Annotated in this window: 21 protein-coding genes and 2 pseudogenes; 14 read left to right on the forward strand and 9 right to left on the reverse strand. The window is 62.9% G+C overall.

Annotation, left to right across the window (positions count from 1 at the left end):
* On the forward strand, window positions 1-793 hold a 793-nt coding region (locus LB519_RS25115), incomplete at its 5' end, for an NAD(P)-dependent oxidoreductase (protein ID WP_224621467.1).
* Window positions 794-872: 79 nt separating this feature from the next.
* Here LB519_RS25115 and LB519_RS25120 read toward each other — a convergent pair.
* Window positions 873-1811 (reverse strand): diacylglycerol/lipid kinase family protein, encoded by a 939-nt coding sequence (locus LB519_RS25120; RefSeq protein WP_224621468.1) that lies wholly within the window; start codon window positions 1809-1811, stop codon window positions 873-875.
* Window positions 1812-2670: 859 nt separating this feature from the next.
* Between LB519_RS25120 and LB519_RS25125 the strand changes: the two genes are divergently transcribed.
* The 3 genes from LB519_RS25125 to LB519_RS25135 all read left to right on the forward strand — a co-directional run bounded on the left by LB519_RS25125 (window position 2671) and on the right by LB519_RS25135 (window position 4914).
* Entirely contained in the window at window positions 2671-3105 is a 435-nt protein-coding gene (locus LB519_RS25125) for a DUF4383 domain-containing protein (protein ID WP_013530043.1), read from the forward strand.
* A 6-nt stretch (window positions 3106-3111) separates the two neighbouring features.
* A complete protein-coding gene (locus LB519_RS25130; protein ID WP_224621469.1) occupies window positions 3112-4242 on the forward strand; it encodes a hypothetical protein in 1131 nt (376 codons plus the stop codon).
* A 150-nt stretch (window positions 4243-4392) separates the two neighbouring features.
* The gene (locus LB519_RS25135) at window positions 4393-4914 is read left to right on the forward strand and encodes a hypothetical protein (protein ID WP_013530041.1); all 522 of its coding nucleotides are present in this window, start codon (window positions 4393-4395) and stop codon (window positions 4912-4914) included.
* 30 nt (window positions 4915-4944) lie between these two features.
* On the opposite strand, the gene LB519_RS25140 is transcribed toward LB519_RS25135, so the two are convergent.
* The 5 genes from LB519_RS25140 to LB519_RS25160 all read right to left on the reverse strand — a co-directional run bounded on the left by LB519_RS25140 (window position 4945) and on the right by LB519_RS25160 (window position 8697).
* Window positions 4945-5475: a dihydrofolate reductase family protein gene (locus tag LB519_RS25140; protein WP_127384775.1), complete on the reverse strand. Its 531-nt coding sequence runs from the start codon at window positions 5473-5475 to the stop codon at window positions 4945-4947.
* Window positions 5476-5563: 88 nt separating this feature from the next.
* Window positions 5564-6196, reverse strand: coding sequence for a hypothetical protein (locus LB519_RS25145; RefSeq protein ID WP_224621470.1), 633 nt, complete (start codon window positions 6194-6196; stop codon window positions 5564-5566).
* Between the two features lie 17 nt (window positions 6197-6213).
* A complete protein-coding gene (locus LB519_RS25150; RefSeq protein ID WP_224621471.1) occupies window positions 6214-7836 on the reverse strand; it encodes an FAD-binding oxidoreductase in 1623 nt (540 codons plus the stop codon).
* Window positions 7837-8023: 187 nt separating this feature from the next.
* The gene (locus LB519_RS25155) at window positions 8024-8266 is read right to left on the reverse strand and encodes a DUF1344 domain-containing protein (RefSeq protein ID WP_013530037.1); all 243 of its coding nucleotides are present in this window, start codon (window positions 8264-8266) and stop codon (window positions 8024-8026) included.
* A gap of 290 nt (window positions 8267-8556) precedes the next feature.
* Window positions 8557-8697: a hypothetical protein gene (locus LB519_RS25160; protein WP_224621472.1), complete on the reverse strand. Its 141-nt coding sequence runs from the start codon at window positions 8695-8697 to the stop codon at window positions 8557-8559.
* Between the two features lie 13 nt (window positions 8698-8710).
* Here LB519_RS25160 and LB519_RS25165 point away from each other — a divergent pair, with 13 nt between their 5' ends.
* Window positions 8711-9205 (forward strand): YegJ family protein, encoded by a 495-nt coding sequence (locus LB519_RS25165; protein ID WP_013530036.1) that lies wholly within the window; start codon window positions 8711-8713, stop codon window positions 9203-9205.
* Between the two features lie 13 nt (window positions 9206-9218).
* On the opposite strand, the gene LB519_RS25170 is transcribed toward LB519_RS25165, so the two are convergent.
* Together LB519_RS25170 and LB519_RS25175 are read right to left on the reverse strand one after the other, a co-directional pair.
* Complete coding sequence (locus tag LB519_RS25170; RefSeq protein WP_164747158.1) at window positions 9219-10169, reverse strand: DUF3137 domain-containing protein; 951 nt, start codon at window positions 10167-10169, stop codon at window positions 9219-9221.
* A gap of 83 nt (window positions 10170-10252) precedes the next feature.
* Window positions 10253-11308 carry a CapA family protein gene (locus LB519_RS25175; protein ID WP_224621474.1) on the reverse strand — a complete coding sequence of 352 codons (1056 nt, stop codon included), beginning with the start codon at window positions 11306-11308 and terminating at the stop codon, window positions 10253-10255.
* 107 nt (window positions 11309-11415) lie between these two features.
* On the opposite strand from LB519_RS25175, the gene LB519_RS25180 reads away from it, so the two are divergent.
* The 7 genes and pseudogenes from LB519_RS25180 to LB519_RS25210 all read left to right on the forward strand — a co-directional run bounded on the left by LB519_RS25180 (window position 11416) and on the right by LB519_RS25210 (window position 20879).
* Window positions 11416-12681 (forward strand): hypothetical protein, encoded by a 1266-nt coding sequence (locus tag LB519_RS25180; protein WP_224621475.1) that lies wholly within the window; start codon window positions 11416-11418, stop codon window positions 12679-12681.
* Window positions 12682-13118: 437 nt separating this feature from the next.
* Window positions 13119-14723: a DUF2778 domain-containing protein gene (locus tag LB519_RS25185; RefSeq protein WP_224621476.1), complete on the forward strand. Its 1605-nt coding sequence runs from the start codon at window positions 13119-13121 to the stop codon at window positions 14721-14723.
* A 125-nt stretch (window positions 14724-14848) separates the two neighbouring features.
* Window positions 14849-17986: an excinuclease ABC subunit UvrB gene (gene uvrB, locus LB519_RS25190; RefSeq protein WP_224621477.1), complete on the forward strand. Its 3138-nt coding sequence runs from the start codon at window positions 14849-14851 to the stop codon at window positions 17984-17986.
* 344 nt (window positions 17987-18330) lie between these two features.
* Complete coding sequence (locus LB519_RS25195; RefSeq protein WP_224621478.1) at window positions 18331-19857, forward strand: ABC-F family ATP-binding cassette domain-containing protein; 1527 nt, start codon at window positions 18331-18333, stop codon at window positions 19855-19857.
* A 128-nt stretch (window positions 19858-19985) separates the two neighbouring features.
* Window positions 19986-20265: pseudogene (locus tag LB519_RS25200) on the forward strand (type II toxin-antitoxin system RelE/ParE family toxin).
* A gap of 12 nt (window positions 20266-20277) precedes the next feature.
* Window positions 20278-20562, forward strand: a pseudogene (locus LB519_RS25205) (HigA family addiction module antitoxin); the annotation flags it as partial.
* 158 nt (window positions 20563-20720) lie between these two features.
* Entirely contained in the window at window positions 20721-20879 is a 159-nt protein-coding gene (locus LB519_RS25210; RefSeq protein ID WP_224621479.1) for a hypothetical protein, read from the forward strand.
* Between the two features lie 16 nt (window positions 20880-20895).
* Here the strand turns inward: LB519_RS25210 and LB519_RS25215 are convergent, their stop codons facing one another.
* Window positions 20896-21510, reverse strand: a complete 615-nt coding sequence (locus LB519_RS25215; protein WP_024504188.1) for a glutathione S-transferase family protein — start codon at window positions 21508-21510, stop codon at window positions 20896-20898.
* 237 nt (window positions 21511-21747) lie between these two features.
* Here LB519_RS25215 and LB519_RS25220 point away from each other — a divergent pair, with 237 nt between their 5' ends.
* On the forward strand, window positions 21748-22176 hold the full coding sequence (locus tag LB519_RS25220; protein ID WP_013530024.1) for a VOC family protein: 429 nt from the start codon (window positions 21748-21750) through the stop codon (window positions 22174-22176).
* Between the two features lie 74 nt (window positions 22177-22250).
* On the forward strand, window positions 22251-22604 hold the full coding sequence (locus tag LB519_RS25225) for a DUF1428 domain-containing protein (RefSeq protein ID WP_027162146.1): 354 nt from the start codon (window positions 22251-22253) through the stop codon (window positions 22602-22604).
* Window positions 22605-22630 lie beyond the last annotated feature (26 nt).

Raw genomic sequence — 22630 nt, forward strand, 5'->3', positions numbered from 1 at the left:
CCCCCCCCCCGCCACTGCCGCGAGCAGCCCGGCCGAGGCCGCCGCCCGGGCCGGCAATGCCATCACGTGCCTGCCTTCGCCCAAGGTCAGCGAAGCGGTGCTGGCCGGACCCGGCGGATTGCTGGAGGGCCTACCCCAAGGCGGCACCTGGATCGAGATGTCCACCAACGGCCGCGACGAGATTCTTCGCCTTGCGGCCCTCGCCTCGGCCAGGGGCGTCGAGACGCTGGAATGCCCGGTCACCGGTGGCGTGCATCTGGCGGCGGCTGGCAAGATCACCGCGCTGGTCGGCGGCGATCCAGCGCTCTACGAACGTCATCGGCCGGCCATCGAGGCGATGTGCGCAAAGTCGTTCCTGATGGGTCCGGTCGGCTCGGCGGCGGTGATCAAGGTGATCACCAACATGCTCGCCTTCATCCATCTCGTCGCCGCCGGCGAGGCGCTGATGCTGGCGAAACAGGGCGGGCTCGACCTCGCCCAGTCCTACCATGCCATCTCAGCCTCCTCCGGCAACAGCTTCGTCCACGAGACCGAAAGCCAGCTCATTCTCAACGGCTCCTACGACATCGGCTTCACCATGGACCTGGCGCTGAAGGACCTCGGCTTCGCGCTGGCGATGGGCAGGGAATTCAGACTGCCGCTCCAACTGGCGCCGCTTGTGAGTGAGATTTTCCAGATGGGCAAACAGGAATATGGCGGCAGCGCCTGGTCCACCCAGATCGTCAAATTGCTCGAGGATGCCGTCGATACCGACCTGCGCGCGCCCGGTTTTCCGGCCAAGCTGGAACTCTGACATCAGCCAGTTATCAAGCGATTTCAGGACGTTGGATTGATGGGCGGATTCATCTGAATCAATCTGTCAACGGATTGATTCAGTATCTGAGCGTCAATGCACCCGGCAGGATCTCGAAGGTCGCGGGTATGCGTCCCGGCGACTCGCCGTCTATATCGACCAGGGCGCCATTCTCTGACGCATCGCCGAGCGGCTCGACCACCACTTTCCTGCCGCGCAGGATGGTGATCGCCGGATGGTTGCGGTGCCGGCCGCCATAGAGCAGCCGGATGTCCCAGATCAGCTTCAGCTTGCCGGCGGCGCGCAGGATGACGATGTCGAACTGCCCGTCGGTGATTTCGGCATCCGGCGCGATCATCATGCCGCCGCCGAAGAACTTTCCATTGGCGACCGCCACCAGCGCCATGCGCGCTTCGACGGGTGCGCCGCCGTCGACCGTGATCCTGACGTCCTGAAAACGGTAGCGGATGAACTCCACCACGGTGCGCCACAGGAACAGTGCCTTGGCCGACATCCTGCCCTTGCGCTTGTCGGCATTGACGGCGCGGTCGGTGGCGCCGGAAAGTCCCAGACTGGCGATGTTGATGAAGTGCCGGCTGGCCAGCGCGCCGTGATCGTCGATGTAGCCGATGCGCCCGGCATCGACCTTGCGACCCTTGGCTTCGGCCAACCGCTTCAGCACGGCATCCACCTCTTTCGGCAGGCCGAGCCCGCGCGCGAAATCGATGCCGGTGCCGCACGGCAACAGGCCAAGTTCAGTGATCCGGCCGCTCTCCTGGGCCGCTTGCAGAAGCCCGTCGGCCACTTCGCTGGCGGTGCCGTCACCGCCGGCCGCAATCACCAGATCGAAGCCAATCATTGCGAGATCGATTGCCAGCCTTTCGGCATCGCCTTCGGCCTGCGTTTCGCGCAGCTCGAATTCGCCGAAATGCTTTTTCAGCGACACGGCGACATCGGGCCAATGCCGTTTCAGCCGGCCGCCACCGGCAATCGGGTTGAGAACCACTCCGACTTTCAAAATACCCGCCCTCCCCGGCGCCGGACATGCAGGTCCGATCCTTTGCCGGCATTGAAGCCCGCGACCACCGGCGGAGCAAGGGGCGCTGTCGGCTCGTACGCAAAAAAGCGGGCGGGCTGTCTAAAGCAGCCGGCGCTCGAATTCCCCGGTTTGTGGCTAACGATCCCCGGTAATCCCGCTATCCACAGGGCAGCGGCCATTCCCCAGGACCCTTACCCGGCGTACATTAAACCCATCTCAGGCGGCTACCGATCATCAAGCCGAAAGGCGAAGTGAAAGGCGGATTTCCTGAGGCCCGTACGGCCCGAAGCGAGAGCAGGCTTGCCTGTTTCGAGGGACGGAGCCGAGACCTACGGGGCCGCGGAAAGCGTGCCAACGCCGACGGCGGACCGATGCTGCCATGAAGGACGGCAAAAACCTTCGATGGTGCGCAGGGCAAAGCTCGCAAGGGTGGAGACCGGCGTGGTCCCGAACGGACGCTGCTCTCGGGCGGCGGACTGGCAGGACCGTCAAAATCAAGGCCGGCAAGGCGCGACGACTTTACGGAAGTTGCTGCCGCGACCGCGTCCTGATCTGACAGGGAGGCGCTGGGAGAAATCCCGGCGCCGACTGTCTTTTGGCCTCCCTGATCTCCTTTGCCGACGATCTTGCGAGCGCCGCTTCACCGCGCGCTAAAATCGGTTAGTATCGCCTGGTCAGAGCCCGTTTGAAAATGCGCTCTGCCGAGTCGGATGGCGTGGTTTTCGAGAACCGAAGCGTAGCGGACCTTTGAGTCCGTGAGCATAGGAAGCGCAGAAAACCGCGTCAGGCGGCCGGCAGAGTAGCGTTTACAAATGGGCTCGTAGAAGGGGGATACTTCATGACGCTCGTCCAGAAGCTTGCCGTTGCCTACGCTTTCCTGTTCTTCGGCGTCGTCGCCATCGGCTACATACCGGCGTTCAACGATGCCGACGGCAATCTGTTCGGCCTTTTCTCGCTGCAATGGTACGACGACCTGCTGCACGCCTTCTCCGGCGTCTGGGCGCTGGCCGCCGCCTTCATCTCCCACCGCCAGGCAGTGTTCTATTTCAAGCTGTTCGGCTCGGTCTACCTGTTCGACGGCGTGCTCGGGCTGGTCACCGGTTCCGGCTGCCTCGACGCCGGTATCTTCATCAACGGCTTCCGCTCTCTCAACGATATCGAATTCCCGGCCCGCTTCTTCGCCAACCTGCCGCACATCGTCATTGGCGGCTTCGCCGTCTATGTCGGCTTCCGGCTGGCCAGGCGCGTACACGACCACTTCGCCACGGCCTGACCAGGCATGTTCCTGTTCCGCTGGCTGAAGCGCATCATCAAGACGATCCTCTGGCTGATCGTCGTCGTCATCCTCATCCCGATCGCCGGGCTGAGCTACGGCTTCCTGACGACGTCGTCGCTCGACAAGACGCCGCTGCCCGGCATTGCCGACGGCGCCCCGCCCAAGGCGCTGGCCGACAAGGTCCGCGCCGAGATTCCGGGTTACCAGCGGCCGGAGGAATCGACCTTCCTCACCTATCCGGAATGGGCGATCGTCTACGCCGCACGCGAATATGCCGGCTTCGTCGACAAGGACCAGCCGAGCGGCTTCCCCTACTGGTCCTATATCGGCCGCTTCTGGCAGGACTACGCCATGGTGATCCGCGCCAGCTCTCCCTACAAGTTCAACTACGCCAACCACCAGATGCTGGTCATCATCGGCACCAGCCACTCGATCGAGCATATATTGCAGTGGGCCTATGAGAACACGGTCGGCCGCATCACCGAGGCGACGACGGCCAAGCGCACCGCCGCCGACATTTATCAGGCCAAGGTGGCGGCGGACTATGCCGCGTTTCTCGACCAGGTGCCGTGGTATCAGTTCCCCTATGCCGACAAGCGTGCCGGCCTGTTTGCCGTGCAGCCGGCGCCGGGCGACAGCTCGATCCGCACCAGCGAACGCAAGCTGGCGTTCGGCCTCGCCGACACCATCAAGCAGGGCTATGCCGACCTGATAAAAAAGGCCCTCGCTGCCACGATGGACCCCGCCTTGCTCGACATCCATGTCTGGGCCAAGGGGCCCGTCGGCGAAGCCACGCGCAACGAGCCCGACACCTTGCTCGAACGCGACATGGGCGCTGACGGCACCATCTTCGTCACCAGGCGCTATCAGGTCTTCACCGAAATGATCCTGCGCCTGATCGACAAGGGCGTCTCCTTCGTCGAGATCGGCGGCAATGACGAGATCATGGCCACGGTGCTCTCCACCGATACGATCGCCATTCCCGAAGGCATGCGCATCCTGTTCAGCTATCCGCTGCCGGCCGATCAATCCACGCGCCGCACCGGCATGATCGTTGCCGTGCGCAAGCTGCATCTCGTGTTGCCGGCGCTGATCAAGTCCGGCGCCAGGCTCGAACACGTCTACGATTACTGAGGCCTTTCGGTCACGCCCGGCCAAGATTACGCATTTCCTGGCCTCCGTCACGCCCATTCCACAATCGCGGCCAAATCCCGCCTTGTTCGCGCGCGAAGGAATGGGAAGAAATGGAAGGGCTGCCGGGGGGCATCTCGAAGGGACAAGACCGTGATCAAGACCGCCCTTGTCGCCATGACCATTGTCGGCTGCGACTGTGACGCCAAGCTTTGCGAATATATCGGCGAGACGCCGGCCAAATGGTCGACCGTCGCCGAGTGCGAAGCCGCGATGAAGAGCCAGATGCTGCACGAGCGCAATTTCAACTATCCGCTCGTCTCCGGCATTTGCCGCACGAAGGGTTCGTCGTCCTCCTCGCAACTGGCCGCGACCGCATCGCGCCCGGAACTGAAGCCCGCCAGCCGCGTCGTCAGAACCGAAAGCCCGCTGCCGCCGGAACTCAGCCACCGGCCGAGCGTCTCGGTCGGTTCGCCGACGACCGCCATGGAAGCCGACGCCGCCCGGCCCGTTGCCTATGAACAGGTGGTCGATGGCGGAACCGGTGTGCTCTATCGCACCAAGAACGGCTACGCCGTGGTCAAGACCGATCTCGGCCGCGCCGCCTCGGCAACCGCCGACGCCGCGAAGCGCTCTGTGAACTGGCTGGCTGGCCTGATGCCGAAGGGGCTGTAGGCCCGCTGGCGTCTCGGTTCGACTACGTGATCAGGCAGGCACATAGGTCAACCTGATCACGTCGTCGCCAATCAAATCGCTGGCCACAAAGCGAAGCGGCGGCCGGGGGCCGGCGAAGAATGGCTTGCCATGACCAAGCACGAACGGATGGAGGTAGAGTTGGTACGCATCGACAAGACCAAGGTCGGTCAGGCTTCGCGCCAGGCCTGGTCCAGAAACTGAAATCTCCCCGACGAGCTCAGCCTTAAGCCCGCGTATCACCGCCTCGACGTCATCCGCGACAAGTGTTGCGTTAGGGCCGGCCGACTTCAGAGAGCGCGACACAACCCACTTCGGTTGGCTCCGCCACGCCGCCGCGAATTCATGCGCCTCCGCACTCCACTCAGCATGGTCTTCGTCCCAATAGCGCATGACCTCGTACATGCCGCGACCGTACACACTGCCGCTCAAATTGCGCACTTGCTCTATCCAGTGACGAAAGATCGTCGGGCCCGACGGCATTTTCTGGTGGTCGACATAGCCGTCGAGTGACTGGTTCATTCTGAAAATGAGCTTCGCCATGCTGCAGGATCTCCAACCCGGGGTCATCAGAATAACTTGAGCCGCCGATACGCAAAACCCCAGCCGAAATCCAAACTGAGACACGATCCTAGTCCGGCCTGAACCTGACTTTCAGGCTCTGCCAGAACTTGTCGACAAGCGGCTTTTCGGTCGCTGCATCCTCACCGGCAATGCGGGTGATGAACAGCAGCCCCCGATCGGCCAGGCCGAAGCCGACGATCTCGAAATCGGCGGTGTCGGTGCGTGTCTTCACCTCGGCCCGGATCCCGGTCAATTCCTTGCCGTCGGCGAGTTTGCGCGTGGTCGGCCCCTGCGTCAGCTTGGCGCCGGCCTGCACCGATTGCCTGGTCATCTCCTGCAGCATCAATTGGTTGAGCGACACCGGATTCATGGCGCCATACTCCTGCACGACGACGATCGTGCCCAGCGCCGAGGCCATCAGATACTGCGTGATGTCATCGCCGAGATCGGTCTTGGTCACCGAAATGCCGCTGGGGTGGACGAAGGAAAAATCGCTGCCGGAAAAGGTAGCGAAGTCGTTGCGCGCGAGCGTCACCTTGCTCTGCTTGCCGCCGGGCAGCGTCACATCGGCGCTCTCGCCGGGATCGATATCGACCGTCAAGCCGTCGATGGTCAGCTTGAAGGCCTTGAGATCCTCGCCTCCGGCCGGTCCGGCGCACAGCGCGATGAGGGTGAGTGCCGCCGCCGATACCATCCGCATGGCTGTTCTCCTGCTTCTTACGACACCCCGCTCAGCGCCTTGATGGCACGGTAGAAGGTCGAGGAAAACAGTTCCGTCGGGTCATACTGCCGCTTCGCCGCCAGGAAGGCCGGCAGTTCGGGATAGGAGGCCAGCAATTCCCTGGCCGTATAATGCAGCTGGTAAGGCAGGAAGAAGCGCCCGCCATGCTTGATCGTCACGTCGATCAGCGCCCGCGTCAGCGCCCGCATCCTGGCATTGCCGTCGGCATCGGTCGGCTGGTTGACGTAGAGCACCAGCGAATAGGCCGGCTCCGGCGCGTAGGTCAGCGCCACATCTTCTTTGTGGACGATGCGCACCGAAGCATTGAGCACCGGCAGCGTCTGGTTGCGCAGGATCTCGCGCGCTTCCGCGATGAATTCGACATAGGCGGCACGCGGAATAAAATATTCGTGCAGGATGTCGGTCTCTTCCATCTGATCGTTGAACAGATAGGGCACCGAATCGTGCATCGGGTTGTTGCGGGTGACGAGACAGGCCTCGCCCTCGGCCATGGCCGAGGTGCGCGCCACCGTGCAGCTTTCGAATTTCGGCTCCAGTGTCTTTTCGGTGAACCACTTCAATTCCTGGAACAGGCTGCCCCATTTCGCCAGGTTGATGATCACCCGCTTCAACCCGACCGATCCCGGTTCGCCGATCTCGGGCTGATCGGCCGGCGGCCGCTCGGCCACCTTGTCGTAACGGTAGACGATCATGTCCTCGAGGAAATTGCCGGGCGCCGTCGACAGATGGCCGTAGAACAGGCCGATATCCTTGTTCGGCTCCAGCACCTTGGCGAAGAATTCCGGAAAATCGTCCGATTTGATGATTTCGCGCGAGGTGCGGTAGACGGCGTTGTCGACGATATCGAGCGTCGCCTCCAGCACCACGCCGAACAGGCCGTAACCGCCGACGACGTGGCGGAACAGATCGGTGTTCTCGGTCGGCGAGCAGGTCGTCACCGAACCGTCGGCCAGCATCACCCGCATCGAGCGGATCGAGCCCGCCACCGAACCCGCCTGGTGGTCCATGCCATGCGCATTGACCGACAGCGAACCGCCGACCGAGAAGATGTCGGTCGACTGCATCGCCTTCACCGCGAAGTGCGGATGCAGAAGGTTCTGGATGTCATGCCAGCGCGCGCCCGGCTGCAAGGTCATGGTCTTGGCCGCCGCATCGACGGTGACCCTGTTGAACTTTCTGAGGTCGAGCACCAGCGCGTTGTCGTCGAAGGCATGCCCGCCCATGGAATGGCGGATGGCGGCCAGCGATATTTTCAGCCCATTGGCACGCGCGAAGGCCAGGGCCTTGGCGATGTGCTCGTCCCCGCTGACCTCGACCACGCCGTAGACCGGCGTCATCGACAGGCCGCTGGCATCGTTGATGTCACCACCCTTTGCCGACCAGGGCAGTGACGCATCGAAGGCCGGCGCATTGTCCAGCGGCTTCAGAGGCAGCGCGAAGCCGTCTATATCGGCTATCCGTCCTGCGTTCTTCGGCCCCGAAGGTCCGCGTGCCAGCCGCGCCACCGTGTTGCCGCCCCACAGCACCGCGCCGCCGACGACAGCCGCACCCAGCAGCAATCGCCGCGACAGGCGAAACCCTTTTTGCTCGTCGGCCATGACTATCCCCCGCTGGCCAAGGGATAGCGCGGCTCTTTGGCAAAAACCATAGCGGCGCCGCCGGGACGGCGGTTTGCCTGGCGTCGAGGGTGGAGGGCACGAAATGGCCGGTCCCCTGAGGACCGGCCAGAATGGAACAGGGTCTGAAATTGCGTCAGCAGGTCTGCCGACGAACGACGCTGACGCCTTACGAGGCCTTCTTGATCGACGTCACGATGCCGGTCTTGTCATCGACGGTCACCGCCACCTTGGCGCCGACCTTCAGTTTCCCGATCGTCGCTTCGGGCGACAGCTGGTAGATCTTGCCGTCGTCGAGGGTGATCGACTTGGTCGTCGGATCGACGGCCTGGATGGTGCCCTGAACGGTCGCGGCATAAGCGGTGCCGAGGAAGGCGAGCAGAGCAGCGGTGGTTGCGAGGGTCTTCTTCATTGGTAAGCACTCCGTGCTGTTTCACTTTTCCGGACCGCCGCCTTGGGAAACGACAGCACCGGACGGCCTGAAACTGGACGGAAAGCGTACCCTCCGCAAATCACATTGGGTGAATTTTCGCAAACAATATCATAGGCTTAATTCCGACACATTATCTGCGACCGAGATCATTTCAGGCCGCTTCGGCTCCCCCAATGAACGCACTTCTGTCCGCGAAAAGAGTCACTTGGCCGATTGTGACGGGCGGCTTTCGATCACCACGCAGCCGCCGCAATCCATCTCGGGCGGCATCACGAAACAGAGCGCTGACCGATCGTCGATACACATTTTGTTTCGCGGATCAGTTCAAAAACCGCCACGCCAACGCTGATCAAACTCGCGCTACGGTTGCAAACCGACGTCGAATGCGGGATGGTGTCGACCGTTGACATGAAGGGGCCTTCCATGAAGCTTGCAGTCCGGACTGCGATGTCCCTGATGCTGGCGCTTGCTCCAGGATTGGCCGGCGCACAAGCCACGGATCCGGGCGACGACAAAACAATTATCTTCACTCCCGGCGACCCAGAGATGGCAGCGGCGACCGCGCAGGCGCTCGCCAGCCTGGACGACTTCCTGGCACTGTCCGAGGCGCCTCCCGCCGACACAGAGAGGTTCAAATTGAAGGTCAAGGTACGGGACGGCAACGTCACCGAACACTTCTGGGTCATACCGTTCCGCCGCACCGAAACCGGATTTGTCGGCATATTGGCAAACCAGCCGGAGGAAGTGCACAACGTCGTCCTCGGCCAGAACATAGAATTCACCAGGGACGATATTTCCGACTGGGGATACACACGCGGCGGACGTCAGGTCGGCAGCTTCACCGTGTGCGTCATGTTCAACAAAATGTCGAAAGAAGAGGCGGACTACATGCGTGACAAATACGGCTTCGAGTGCTGAAAGCGCAGCCCGATCAACCCGCTTCGTCCTTCGCGCCGATCTTGCGCACAAGTGCCGCCGTCGCCAGCATCGCGCCCATGTCTGATATCATCGGCGCGACATGCCTGCTGTAGTCCAGCGGCACCGAAATATCCGGCAGCTCGAAGAAGTTCTTCGTCTGCGGCAACAGCAGGAAACCATCGCTGCCGTTGAGCGCGACGCGGGCTGGGTCGTCCGGCCAGGTTTCGCCAAGCCATTTCAGCGCCTGCGCCAGCCGGCCGCTCACCAATGGCTGTGCCGCCCCGAGATTGTCGGTGCGGAACTCGTAGGCGGCGTCGAGCAAAGCGTCGCCGCTGGACAGCTCTTGCAGCTTGCTGGCGAATATGCCGCGAAAGAAGCTGATCACCGCGTTGGTCCGCCGCGTCGCCACCAATATGCCGGGAAACGGCGCGATGGTCTCGAAAGCGACGATGACGCCCTGGAAGGCGGTCGAGGAGCCTTTGCCCGACCCTTCCCGCAGATGCGCCTCGTACAGCTCGAACGGAAACCCCTCATAGCGGCCCGCCACGATGTCGTCGAACGCCTGCCGGTTGAACGGACCAACCGCCGTGCGCGGCAACCGGTCGAAGGAATTCGGCGTCACGCCATGCTGGTAGCGCATGTCGGCGATGAAGCCGAAGATGATCGGCAGCAGCGTCTCGCGGAACGATTGCTGCAGCCGCGTCGCCGGTTTCCTGGCCTGGAAATAGAGCAGGATCGAAGCCGCGAAGCCGATCACATAGAGAAATACATGCGGCGTCGAGACCCATTGCTCGTTGGGGTCGGCGACCTTGTTGAACAGCCAGGCGACCAGCACCACGGCCACCAGCACCAGCCCCACGAACACCGGCACCCGCCAGCGCACCTGCCGGACCGCCGAAGCCCTCGCCGCTTCATAGGCCTCGATGTCTTTCCGGATGCCGGCGATGACCGTTTCACTCGGCATGAAATCCGCTGATTCCACCGCTATCCCCGCAATCCTGCCTCTGCGGGAGCATGATAGTTGGTTTTGCAAGGGCCGCCAGATGGTTAAGCGGGAACGCCTTCATCGGTTGGTGGAGAAGGGAAGACCGCTTTCAGTCGCTCCGCGACCCTGTCACGCATTCGGCCCTCCAAAGCCTCCACCAACACCAGCCGCTCGTGGTCGCCAGCGCGCAGGCGCATGAAGGGATGCATCCGGTAAGACGCGATCCTGCCGCGCGTCCCGGCATCGGCACTGACATCGACAATGAGGATAGAGCCGATGCGGCCCGGCCATGGCTGCCGGGCAAAGGCGGTACCGAGGAAATCGCCGAGCCCATAGGCGACGATCGTCCCATCAATCTTTTCCACCGGCTGCACGACATGGGCATGATGGCCCGCGATCAGCCCGGCGCCCTGCCCGGCCAGCCGCCTGGCCAGCGCTCGCGTCCCGTCGCGCGGAAAATGCCGGAACTCCCAGTCCCAATGCGGCACGGCGCAGAGAAGGTCCAAGCCAGCGGGTGGCCAGCCCGCCGGATCGCTGTCCATCGAAACGCGCCCGGCAAACAGTTTTTCATCGGCGTTCCGCCACAGCGTGAAGGCGGCGAAGCCGATATCAAGCGATCCAACCTGAATCGGCACAACCGGACCGTCGGCCAGGCCGATCGTGCGGATGCCGAGCCGCAGCAACGCCGCGATTGTCCCGTCGAAACCGGCGATGCCCTGATCCAGTACATGGTTGTTGGCCAGCGACAGCACGAGTTTTTCGCGCGCAACACCAACCGCCGTCAGCGCCTCGGCCAGGAACGGCTCGCTCATCGCATGATGCGTGCCGAGCCTTGTGCCCAGCACCGCGCTTGGCCTGTCCACAACAGGGCTTTCGCAATTGCCGATCACCAGATCGGCAGCGCCGAGCAGCGCCTTGATCGCCGGATCGCAATCCGGCGCGCTGCGGTTGGCCACTGCCGAGATGTCGCCGACAAAGGCAAGCCGCACCGCTTGCTTCGGCGGTGGATCCATCAGCGTCCCGGCCATCGGCGCAAAGTCTTGAGCGTCGCCGGCCAGTGACGGCTTCAGGAAACGCGGCAGCCAGGACAGCTTGTAGGAAAACGGATAATTCGACACGCGATGCCCAATTGTTTGCCCTGTGTAGACCGTCCGCGGGGCGGGTTGAAGCGCGACGCTGCAAATGGTGTATGTTTGCACTGCGCGACAAACATTTGGGGGAAAAGATGACACGACTGGCAGGCCTGCTGACATCCGCTTTCATTCTGCTCCTGCCGCTGTCTTCCGCGTCGGCGGCAATGCCAGAAGCGGCAACCACACTGTTCAAGGCGAAGACCGTGGCCGCGCGCGACACCGCTCTCTCGACGCTGGAGGCTGCCGCGCCAAAAGACCCGGCATCCGCCTATGCGGCCGGGGCGGGCGAGTTCTTTACCGCACTGGAGATCCTGGCCACCGGCCTGCACCGTCATGGTTTCGAAAGCCCGCAATCCTTCATGCTGCCGCTGATGCGGTTGCCGGTGCCCGACAATCCCAATCCCGAGCCGCTCACTTACGAGCAGTTCCGCGCCATCCTGGTCGGCTTCCGTGACCGGCTGGAGAAATCCGCAGCCACGTTTGCCTCGGTGCCGCCCAATGCCGATATCGGCATGGTCATCGATCTCACCCATGCCGGCATCGACCTCAACGAGGACGGCACCATCGCGCCGGACGAGAGCATGGCGGCGATCATCGCCTCACTCTCGCGCGGCGGTATCTCGTCGGACGCCGCCGCCCCCACGCTCACCTTCCGCTTCGACCGCGCCGACGGCTACTGGCTGCAGGGCTATGCCGAGTTCCTGATGGCGCAGGCCGATTTCTGGCTGGCGCATGATTTCAGGAGCACCTTCGACGGCTCGTTTCACATGCTGTTCCCGCGCGCCAAATTGCCGCTGCAGGATATTCTGGTGCCGCCGGCCGGCGACATGGGCTCGAGCATCTTCTCCTCGGAATGGCGCATCGCCGATTTCATCTCGATGGTGCATCTCGTCAACTGGCCGGTGATCGAACCGGAGCGCCGGCAAGCGGCGCGCCGCCACCTGCTGGAAATGATCCGGCTGTCGCGCGAGGACTGGAAGGCGATCCGCGCCGAGACCGACAATGACCGCGAATGGCTGCCTGGACCGCAGCAGAAGGGCGAGAACCCGCTCACCGGCCTCGAAGTCGGCGAGGAGCAGGTCCAGGCCTGGCTCGCCGCCTTGACCATGGCCGAGGATCTCCTGGAAGGCCGCAAGCTGCTGCCGCATTTCCGCGTCACCGCCAGTACTGGGCTTGGCATCAACATGAAGCGCTTCTTCGACGAGCCAAAAAACTTCGATCTCGTGCTGTCGATCACCGGCCCGGCCATCGCGCCCTACCTCGAAAGCGGCGAGCTCGCGACCAGCGACGATTTCGACCAGATCCAGCGCCAGTTCGGCGGCGGCGGGTTTTTGACGTTTGCGCTTTGGTTCAACTGAGGGTGGGCCGTTTGAGGCCGCCTTCCCGCGAGAAATCTAGCATGGCAGGCAACAGTTTTACCGGAAACACGCGCGCCTTTTGTAGGCAGGTCTGCCGGCAGTCGGTTCGCTGCATACACCGCGCGGAGGCGCTGCGTAAAAATTAGCAGTGGCTGTTTTGCTTGACTCGGCCGCCAAAAACAGGCAGCAAAACCAGGTCGGAAGGGCGACAACACCACTTTCCTGGCCGTGGACGAAGGCTGATTTGGCCAAAATCCACATCTCGTCGTTGGTTTTGAGAGGAATTGATTAACCAACTTTGTCCATATTTTGAAGCAATCGGCAACCAACTACAGACGCGGTAAACGCGTCGGGGACCACCTGGGATCACTCACAGAATGGTCGTCGCGGCTCTCAAGGCCACGTACGGGGAAACCGATTGAAGCGAGATTGGTTGCATGGCGTTGTTGAGTACACACAAAAAAAACCGGGGACAGCGTGAGGGCGGCGAGTTCGTCGATGCTCCACGTTCCCCTTCCTTCAACGCTGGCCGGGTGGCCCGCTGGGTCGCGCTGCCTTGCGTCAGCACCGCCATCGGCCTTTGGTTGATCGGCACCATGGCTGGCCTCAGTTCCGTCGGCGCCTCTCTATCGGCAACTTCGGTTGGCCTGCCCCAGACACTGTCGACACCGGGATCGCTCGCACTTGCCGATCCGCTGAAACAGCACTTTTTGAAAGCACCCTTCGTGCTGGCCAACGCCAATGGCGGCACTCAGGCCCTGCATGATCATTCGGTGCAGTGCGGCGCCAGCTGTTTCAAGCTGGCCAGGGTAAGCGCGCGGGCGGAAAAATCCGAACGCCTTGTAGCGCAGGCAAAGCCGATGCCCGCCGCCGTGAAGTCGAAGGCGCAGGAGCGCTTCGAACGCATGGAAGCGTCGCTTTCGCCGATGAAGCTGGCCGCTGCCTTTGCCGACGCCGGAAAGCCTGCCGCCAGTGCCAACACCCGCCCGGTGATCTCCACCGTCGCACCGCGAATTGCCGAGGCGTCGTTGGTGCCCTCCGTCCAGGTCACAGCCAGCCTGTCCGATAACATGCCAGTTCCGGCGGCCGAACGTTTCGCCCGGCTGGATACCGACTCGGTGGTCGTGCAGACCGCACCGCCGCCGATGGGTTCTGCCCAATCCGATACGCCGGACAATTCGCAGTTGGCGCTTGCTCTGGTGCAGTCCCTGCCGGCCGACGACGAGGCGTTCGCCTCACCGCTGCCGATCGAGGAATCGTCAGCCGATGTCGTGGTTTCACCCGTCGAAACCCAGCAGGATCAACCCGGCGATGCCGCCGCGCTGCCGGACGCTCTGACCGACGACGTGCCGTTGCCGACCCGGCGTCCACAATTCGACGCGCCGCAGCCCAAAGTGGTCCAGCAGGAGCCTAAGTCCGTCCAGCAGCCGAAATCCGTTCAGCAGCCGAAGCCGGCACGCGAGACGGTCCAGCAGGCCCAGCCGGCAAAACCGACGCGGCAAGGCCGGCCGGCCGATGGCGGCGATGTGCTGGCCTATGCCAAGCCCGATACCCCGTCGGGCGGCCTTGGCAAGGCGTTCAGGAACCTCTTCAACTCGCCAGCCGCCAGGAGCGGAGCCGGCAATGGCGTCGCCGTGTACGACATCAGCAGCGCGACCGTCTACATGCCTGACGGCTCGAGGCTCGAGGCGCATTCAGGCATCGGCGCCATGGCGGACCAGCCGCGTTATGCCGACCAGAAGAATCGCGGACCGACGCCGCCCAACACCTACAATCTGTCGATGCGCGAGTCGCGCTTCCACGGAGTGGAGGCCTTGCGCCTGACACCGGTCGATGGCCGCAACAAATACAATCGCAACGGCCTGCTGGCCCATACCTACCTGCTCCGGGGCCGCTACGCCCAGTCGAGCGGCTGCGTCGCCTTCAAGGACTATGCGCGCTTCCTCGCCGCTTTCAAGAAGGGCAAAATCAAACGCCTCGTCGTGGTGCCGCGCCTGAACGGGTCGGCGACGCAGGTCGCATCAGCCGCCAGGGGCGTGTAACGACAAGAGGCTTTCGGGCGCCTTCCCGCTGCTGCTGACAGCCTGCTGTCAGGAGCAGCGCTGTCCGGCACGCCTCTCCCCACCGCGCTCTTTCCATTTTGGCCAGGAAATCCCATATTCGGGACATGGCCAAATCTCCCGATCAGAAAACGCCGCCGACGGCGAATGACGACCGCGCCGCGCCGAAGCGGCGCAGCCCGCTGACCGATTTCCTCGACGCCTCCGAGCCGCTGCACAAAGGCGGCTTCGCCGAGATGCCGCAGCCGGAGCTCTCTGGCACGCCGCTGACCGGTTCGATCGCGGATTGGGCCGAGCAGATCGAGCAGGAAGCCGAAAACGAAGGACGTCTTGTCGCCAAGGGTGACGGCGGCAAATCGCCGAAGCCGTCGAAGAAGATACCCGAGCGCTCAAGCTCGCCGGGGCGCAGTTCGCGCGGCACCTCGATGGGTGGCGCGGCGTCAGCCAGGGAGCGCACGGCAGCCGGCCTCAATCCGGTCGCCGGCCTCGACATCTCGCTGGAGGACGCCGAGACCATGGCCTCGGGCAGCGTCACCGCGACGGTGGCGGCACTGTCGGCGCTGATCGAATCCGGCAATCCGCTGCACAAGGACGGCGTGCTGTGGACGCCGCACCGCCCTGCCCGCCCCGAAAAATCCGAAGGCGGCATCGCCATCAAGATGGTGTCGGAGTTCGAGCCGGCCGGCGACCAGCCGACCGCGATCAAGGATCTGGTCGAAGGCGTCGATAACCACGACCGCACCCAGGTGCTGCTCGGCGTCACCGGCTCAGGAAAAACCTTCACCATGGCCAAGGTGATCGAGGAGACGCAGCGCCCTGCCTTGATCTTGGCGCCGAACAAGACGCTTGCCGCGCAGCTCTATTCCGAGTTCAAGAAATTCTTCCCGGAAAACGCCGTCGAGTATTTCGTCTCCTACTACGATTATTACCAGCCGGAAGCCTACGTCCCGCGCACCGACACTTTCATCGAGAAGGAATCCTCGATCAACGAGCAGATCGACCGCATGCGCCACTCGGCGACGCGTTCGCTGCTTGAGCGCGACGACGTCATCATCGTCGCCTCTGTGTCCTGCATCTACGGTATCGGCTCGGTCGAAACCTATACGGCGATGACCTTCCAGATGCAGATCGGCGACCGGCTCGACCAGCGCGCGCTGCTCGCCGATCTCGTCGCCCAGCAGTACAAGCGGCAGGACATCAACTTTGTCCGCGGCTCGTTCCGCGTGCGCGGCGACACCATCGAAATCTTCCCGGCCCACCTGGAAGACCGCGCCTGGCGCATCTCGATGTTCGGCGACGAGATCGAGCAGATCACCGAATTCGACCCGCTGACCGGCCAGAAGACCGGCGAGCTGAAAAGCGTCAAGATCTACGCCAATTCGCACTATGTGACGCCGCGCCCGACGCTGAACCAGGCGATCAAGTCGATCAAGGAAGAGCTCAAGCACCGGCTGGTCGAACTCGAACGCGCCGGCCGCCTGCTTGAGGCACAGCGGCTGGAACAGCGCTGCCGCTTCGACCTTGAAATGCTGGAAGCCACCGGCTCGTGCGCCGGCATCGAGAACTATTCGCGCTATCTCACCGGCCGCCAGCCGGGCGATCCGCCGCCGACGCTGTTTGAGTACATCCCCGACAACGCACTGGTCTTCATCGACGAAAGCCATGTCACCGTGCCGCAGATCGGCGGCATGTATCGCGGCGACTTTCGCCGCAAGGCGACGCTGGCCGAATACGGCTTCCGTCTGCCGTCCTGCATGGACAACCGGCCGCTGCGCTTCGAGGAGTGGGATGCCATGCGTCCGCTTTCGGTCGCGGTCTCGGCGACCCCTGGCGCCTGGGAGATGGAACAGGCCGGCGGCGTCTTCGCCGAGCAGGTCATCCGTCCGACCGGCCTGATCGATCCGCCGGTCGAGGTCCGCCCGGCCAAGAGCCAGGTCGACGATGTCGTCGGCGAGATTCGCGATACCACCAAGGCCGGCTACCGCACCTTGGTCACCGTGCTGACCAAGCGCATGGCCGAGGATTTGACCGAGTATCTGCATGAGCAGGGCATCCGCGTCCGCTACATGCACTCCGACATCGATACGCTGGAGCGCATCGAGATCCTGCGCGATCTGCGCCTCGGCGCCTTCGACGTGCTGGTCGGGATCAATCTTCTGCGCGAAGGCCTCGACATTCCCGAATGCGGCTTCGTCGCCATTCTCGACGCCGACAAGGAAGGTTTCCTGCGATCGGAAACCTCGCTGATCCAGACCATCGGGCGCGCCGCCAGAAACGTCGACGGCAAGGTCATCCTCTATGCCGACCAGGTGACCGGCTCGATGGAACGGGCGATGGCCGAAACCAACCGTCGCCGCGAAAAGCAGATGGAGTGGAACGCGGCCAACGGCATCACACCGGAATCGGTCAAGTCGCGCATCTCCGACATTCTCGATTCGGTCTACGAGAAGGACCACGTCCGCGCCGATATCTCGCAGTTCACCGACGGTGCCGGCGCCATGATGGGCAACAACCTCAAGGCCCATCTCGACGCGATGGAAAAGCAGATGCGCGATGCCGCGGCCAATCTCGACTTCGAGAAGGCGGCCCGCATCCGCGACGAAATCAAGCGCCTGCGTGAGATGGAACTGTCCATCTCCGAAGACCCGCTGGCCAAATACGCCGACATGGAAAGCCCGGCCTCCGGCCGCGAAAAGGGCAAGCACAACAAGGGCGTGGCCAAACATCGGACAGCAGAGGAACAGGAGCGTTTTCGCAAGCTCGACGCAGCGCGTGCCGCCGAAGAGGCAGCCAAGGCTGCCCGGCCCAACCTCTTCCGCAAGCCTGATCTCGACGAGATGGGCGCCGATGGCACTGTGCCGGTGAAAAAGCCGCTGTTTTCGAAACCCTCGATCGACGACATGGGTCCAGGTACCGACATGCCGACGCCGGCCGGCGCGGTGTCACGCTCGCTGTTCAAGAAACAGTCGGCCGAAGAGGCGCACGGCTCCGACTTCGGCATTCCCGGCGACGTCACCAAGCCACTGTTCAAGAAGAACTCGCTCGATGAAATGACTGTACGGCGGACGGAAAAACCGATCGAAGGAAAAGTGCCGGCCAAGCCGCAGCCAATCTCCCCCCTCGTGGGGGACGAATCCGCCAAGCCAGTTGTTCGCCAGCGAACAGGCATTGGCTCCTACGAAGACCCCGCCGACGCCCGTCGGGAAAAGCGCCGGCCGGGCAAGACGGGTAGGCCGGGAAAGTAGCGCCTTCCCCTTCTCCCAGAAGGGGAAGGGAAGCGCTCCGCCGCCGCCGCATTCCGCCGACCCACTTGCCACCAGCCCCGCCTTTGGTGTAATCGCTCCCCACACTCGAACGTCTTGAAAGGAGGGCTCACGTGTTTACGTTTTTTCGTCACCATCGTCAGCGTGGCCCGATTTCTGCCCTGCGAGCTTGCTTGCAGGGCTGACCAGGGACGGTCCGGGTTTTTCCCGCTTCGATTTTTTGGTCTGCCCTTCGTGGTGTTGCAACGCCGAGCCTGATGGCCAGCCTGCGCACCGTCAAAGTGCATTGAACCGGACTTTTCCTCCGGCAAGACCAGAGAAATCAAATGGCCCTGATCAGCCTCAAATCCCTCGGCGTCACCATGAGTGCGCCGCTGTTTGCCAATCTCGACCTCACCATCGGCACCGGCGACCGGCTCGGCATTGTCGCCGCCAATGGCCGCGGCAAGTCGACTTTGCTGAAATGCCTGACCGGCGGGATGGAGCCGACCTCCGGTGACATCACCCGCACGCGCGGCCTGCGCGTCGGTCATGTCGAACAGTCGGTTGCCCAGGCCCTTCTCACCCGTACGTTCCGGCAGGTGGTGGCGGATGCCTTGCCGTCCGAGCAGGCCGAAAGCGAGATGTGGCGTGTCGACGTGGTTCTGGATTCACTCGACGTGCCCGAGCCGATGCGCGAGCGGCCAATGCAGGCGCTGAGTGGCGGCTGGCAGAGGCTTGCGCTAATCGCACGCGTCTGGGTCACCGATCCGGACGTGCTGTTGCTCGACGAGCCGACCAACCATCTCGACCTTGTCCGCATCAGCCAGCTCGAAACCTGGCTGAACACGCTGCCGCGCGAGGTGCCCGTCGTCATCGCCAGCCACGACCGCGCCTTCCTCGACGCCACCACCAACCGGACCCTATTCCTGCGCCCGGAACAGTCGCCGGCGTTTGCCCTGCCCTACTCCCGCGCAAGACAGGCGCTCGACGACGTCGACGCCTCGACCGAGCGCAAGTTCCAGCGCGACATGAAGGCGGCGCAGCAATTGCGCCGGCAGGCGGCCAAGCTCAACAACATCGGCATCAATTCGGGCAGCGACCTTTTGACGGTGAAGACCAAGCAGCTCAACCTGCGGGCCGAAAAACTGGAAGAAGCGGCCGCACCGGCGCACCGCGAAAAGTCGGCGGGTGCCATAAAACTGGCCAATCGCGGCACCCACGCCAAGGTGCTGATCACGCTCGACGACGCGGCTGTGGAAACACCCGACGGCACCCCGCTGTTTCGAACCGGCAAGCGCCATATCTGCCAGGGCGACCGCATCGTGCTGCTCGGCCGCAACGGCGTCGGCAAGTCGCGCTTCGTCACCCTGATCCGCAATGCCATTGTCGAACCGGACACGGTGCCGAATGTGAAGGTGACGCCGTCGACGGTGCTAGGCTACAGCGACCAGGCGCTGTCGGGCATCAGCGGCGACGACACGCCGCTGATGCTGGTCTCGCGCCGCTACGATGTCGGCGAGCAGCGTGCCCGCTCGCTGCTGGCAGGCGCCGGCGTGGTCATCGAGATGCAGGAGAAAAAGATCGGTGCGCTGTCCGGCGGCCAGAAGGCGCGGCTGATGATGCTGGCGCTGAGGCTCGCCAATCCCAACTTCTATCTGCTGGACGAGCCGACCAACCATCTCGACATCGACGGCCAGGAAGCCCTGGAAGCGGAACTGCTGGCACATCAGGCAAGCTGTGTGCTCGCCTCGCACGACCGCTCCTTCATCCGCGCCATCGGCAACCGCTTCTGGCTGATCGAGAAACGGCGGCTGACCGAAGTCGAAGACCCAGAGGATTTCTTCCGCTCGGTGGCGGAGGGCGCTGGCTAATCGGTGAACAAAACTGCCGATGAAGTTCCGGCCTGTCGAGCGCAGGCCGGAGTTTCGTATCATGTTACGAGACGTCTTCTTGACTTCCGAAGCGTATCATGCCATGGTACGCCACTCGGGTCGGCAAGATGATACGCTCCTTCAAAGACAAGACCAGCGAAGCCGTTTCGAACGGCAAGGCTCCGAAGGGCTTCCCATCGGACCTTGTTCGCTCAGCCCAGCGGAAGCTGTTCATGATCGACAACGCCGCCGAACTGTCGGATCTGAAGACCTCCCGGCAACAGGCTTGAGCCGCTGAAAGGTAACCGTGCGGGCCAGCATTCGATCCGCATCAACGATCAATTCCGCGTCTGCTTTCGGTGGGTGGAAGGGCAAGCGGAGGATGTTGAAATCACCGACTATCATTGAAGAGGGTTCAAAATGCTGAACATCAACCCACCTATCCATCCCGGAGAAATTCTCCGTGAGGAATATCTCGTGCCGCTCAATCTGAAGCCTTACACGCTGGCCAAAAAGCTGCATGTGCCCCGCACACGCATCGAGCGCCTGGCCAGCGAGACGACACCGGTAACGCCCGACACCGCTTTGCGCCTTGCGAAGTTCTTCGGAACCACGCCGCAGTTCTGGATGAATATGCAGGCGAGCTACGACCTCGCCGTAGAGGGAGAGGCGAAGAAGGCCGATCTTGAAACAATCGAACGTCTACAACCGCGGCCTGAAGTAATCGCGTTAGCAACAACCCGCTTCAAGCAGGCTGCGGAGCTAGCGATAAAAAAATCTCGGCGGTCTGTCGGATAGCCTCAGCCCGTCGCGTCCTTGGGATGCCGACACGATGATGCCGGCCCAACCCAGGGAGAATTATCATGTCGGTTCTTTCGTCCATCGGTCGCATGGCAACCCGGTATGCGGCAGCGCGCGCTCGTCACCGCAGCGAACGCGTCCTGCGTTCACTGCCTGCCTCGCTGCGCAAGGATATCGGGTTTCCGGACGTCTTCGATGCGCAAAACGGCCGCCGCCCCTGACCTCGCGGGGCGCCAGTCAGTCATGCGTATCGCCCGAAAGCGGCGTCGCCTGCATCGATACGCGTTTTTCGAAAGCCTCGAACCAGCGCGTCAGCAGTGCCCGTGAGCGAAAAGGCGGAAGGTGACGGAACGCCATCCAGGACAGCGTGGTGGCCAAGGCGATGTGGCCGATATGGAGCGGCGCCTCGTCGTCCAGCGTGCTCTCGATCCAGTCGTAGCTCGCCTCGATCTTTTCCCGGTATCCGTCGGCGAGAGCACCATAGCGCAACTTTTCGGGTCTCCTTTCCGTCTCCCAGCGCAAGGCTATACCCGTCTGCGCCAGGCCCTGGGCGACCGCCTGCAACCGCAATGCCTGCCAGCGCGCCTCGCCGTCCTGCGGCAGCAGCTTGCGACCGTCATGCAGCGTGTCGAGATAGGCGCAGATGACATCGGAATCGAAGATCGGCGACGCGTCGGGCCGCAATAGCACCGGCACTTTGCCGAGCGGGTTTTCGGCGTAGACGCGGGCATTGCGCAAGGTCGGACTGGTCTCGTGATGAATGACCTCCAGCCGATCGGCAATGCCAACCTCGTGGGCGAAGACGAGCGCCTTGCGCGCGAAGGGTGAGTGGGTCTGATAGTAGAGGATCATTGTCGTCCCAGGATTTGAAGAGGCGTTCGCCTGATCCATCTGTTCTAGCCTGCGAGCCGAGAGAATTGCGCTCTGATTGGGCGCGGTCGACGCAAGTTCGTTTCACGCCTCTCGTCCAACTGCGGCTGCGTGGACTGTCCAGGGCCGGTCGGCCAAAAAAATCTGCCGGCCATGTAGGAACGCCGGCACCTCATCCGTCCTTTGGCTCGCAAGGCCAAACGCAAAGAGGAACAACAGATGACCGATCAGACCCCCGTTCAGCCCGCGGCCAAAGTGCTCGGCGGATTGACCCCCTATCTGCAGCTGGATGGCGCCTTCAAGGCTGCCGAATTCTACAAGAAGGCCTTTGGTGCCGAGCAGGTCTTTGCCTATCCGGCGGACGAAAAAGGCCGCACCATGCACATCCACCTCCACATCAACGGCTCGACGCTGATGCTCTCCGACTTCTATCCCGAAAACGGCATGCCTGCCGTCAAGCCGCAGGGTTACACCATGCAGCTTCACCTCGGCAGCGACGACATCGAAGCCTGGTGGAAGCGCGCCGTCGATGCCGGCTGCGAAGTCGCCGTGCCGCTCCAGATCATGTTCTGGGGTGACCAGTGGGGCAATATGCGCGACCCGTTCGGCGTCGAATGGGCGATGAACGCGCCGGTCAAGAAAGCCTGATCTATCGCAAATGGCGAAGTCCCTCACCGGCTGGCGTCGGTGAGGGATTGTGAACTTCCAGGAGGAGACCCACAATGTCCTATGTCGATGGCTTCGTGCTTGCCGTGCCCAAGGCAAATCTCGATGACTACAAGAGGCTGGCCAACCTCGCAGGCCCTATATGGATGGAACACGGCGCGCTCGGCTATGTCGAATGCATCGGCGACGACGTGCCCTATGGCGAGGTCACTTCGTTCCCACGCGCCGTGCAGGCCAAGGACGACGAGATCGTCGTCTTCGCCTGGGCCCTCTATGAGTCGCGGGAGAGCCGCGATGCCGTCATGGCCAAAGTGATGGCAGATCCGCGCCTGAAGGCCGATTGGGCGGACATGCCGTTCGACGGGAAGCGCATGATCTTCGGCGGCTTCAAGCCATTCATAGAGCTTTGAGCAGCCGGTAGCAGATTGGCAGAAGC

Source organism: Mesorhizobium sp. AD1-1, assembly GCF_020164655.1.
Lineage (GTDB): Bacteria > Pseudomonadota > Alphaproteobacteria > Rhizobiales > Rhizobiaceae > Mesorhizobium > Mesorhizobium ciceri.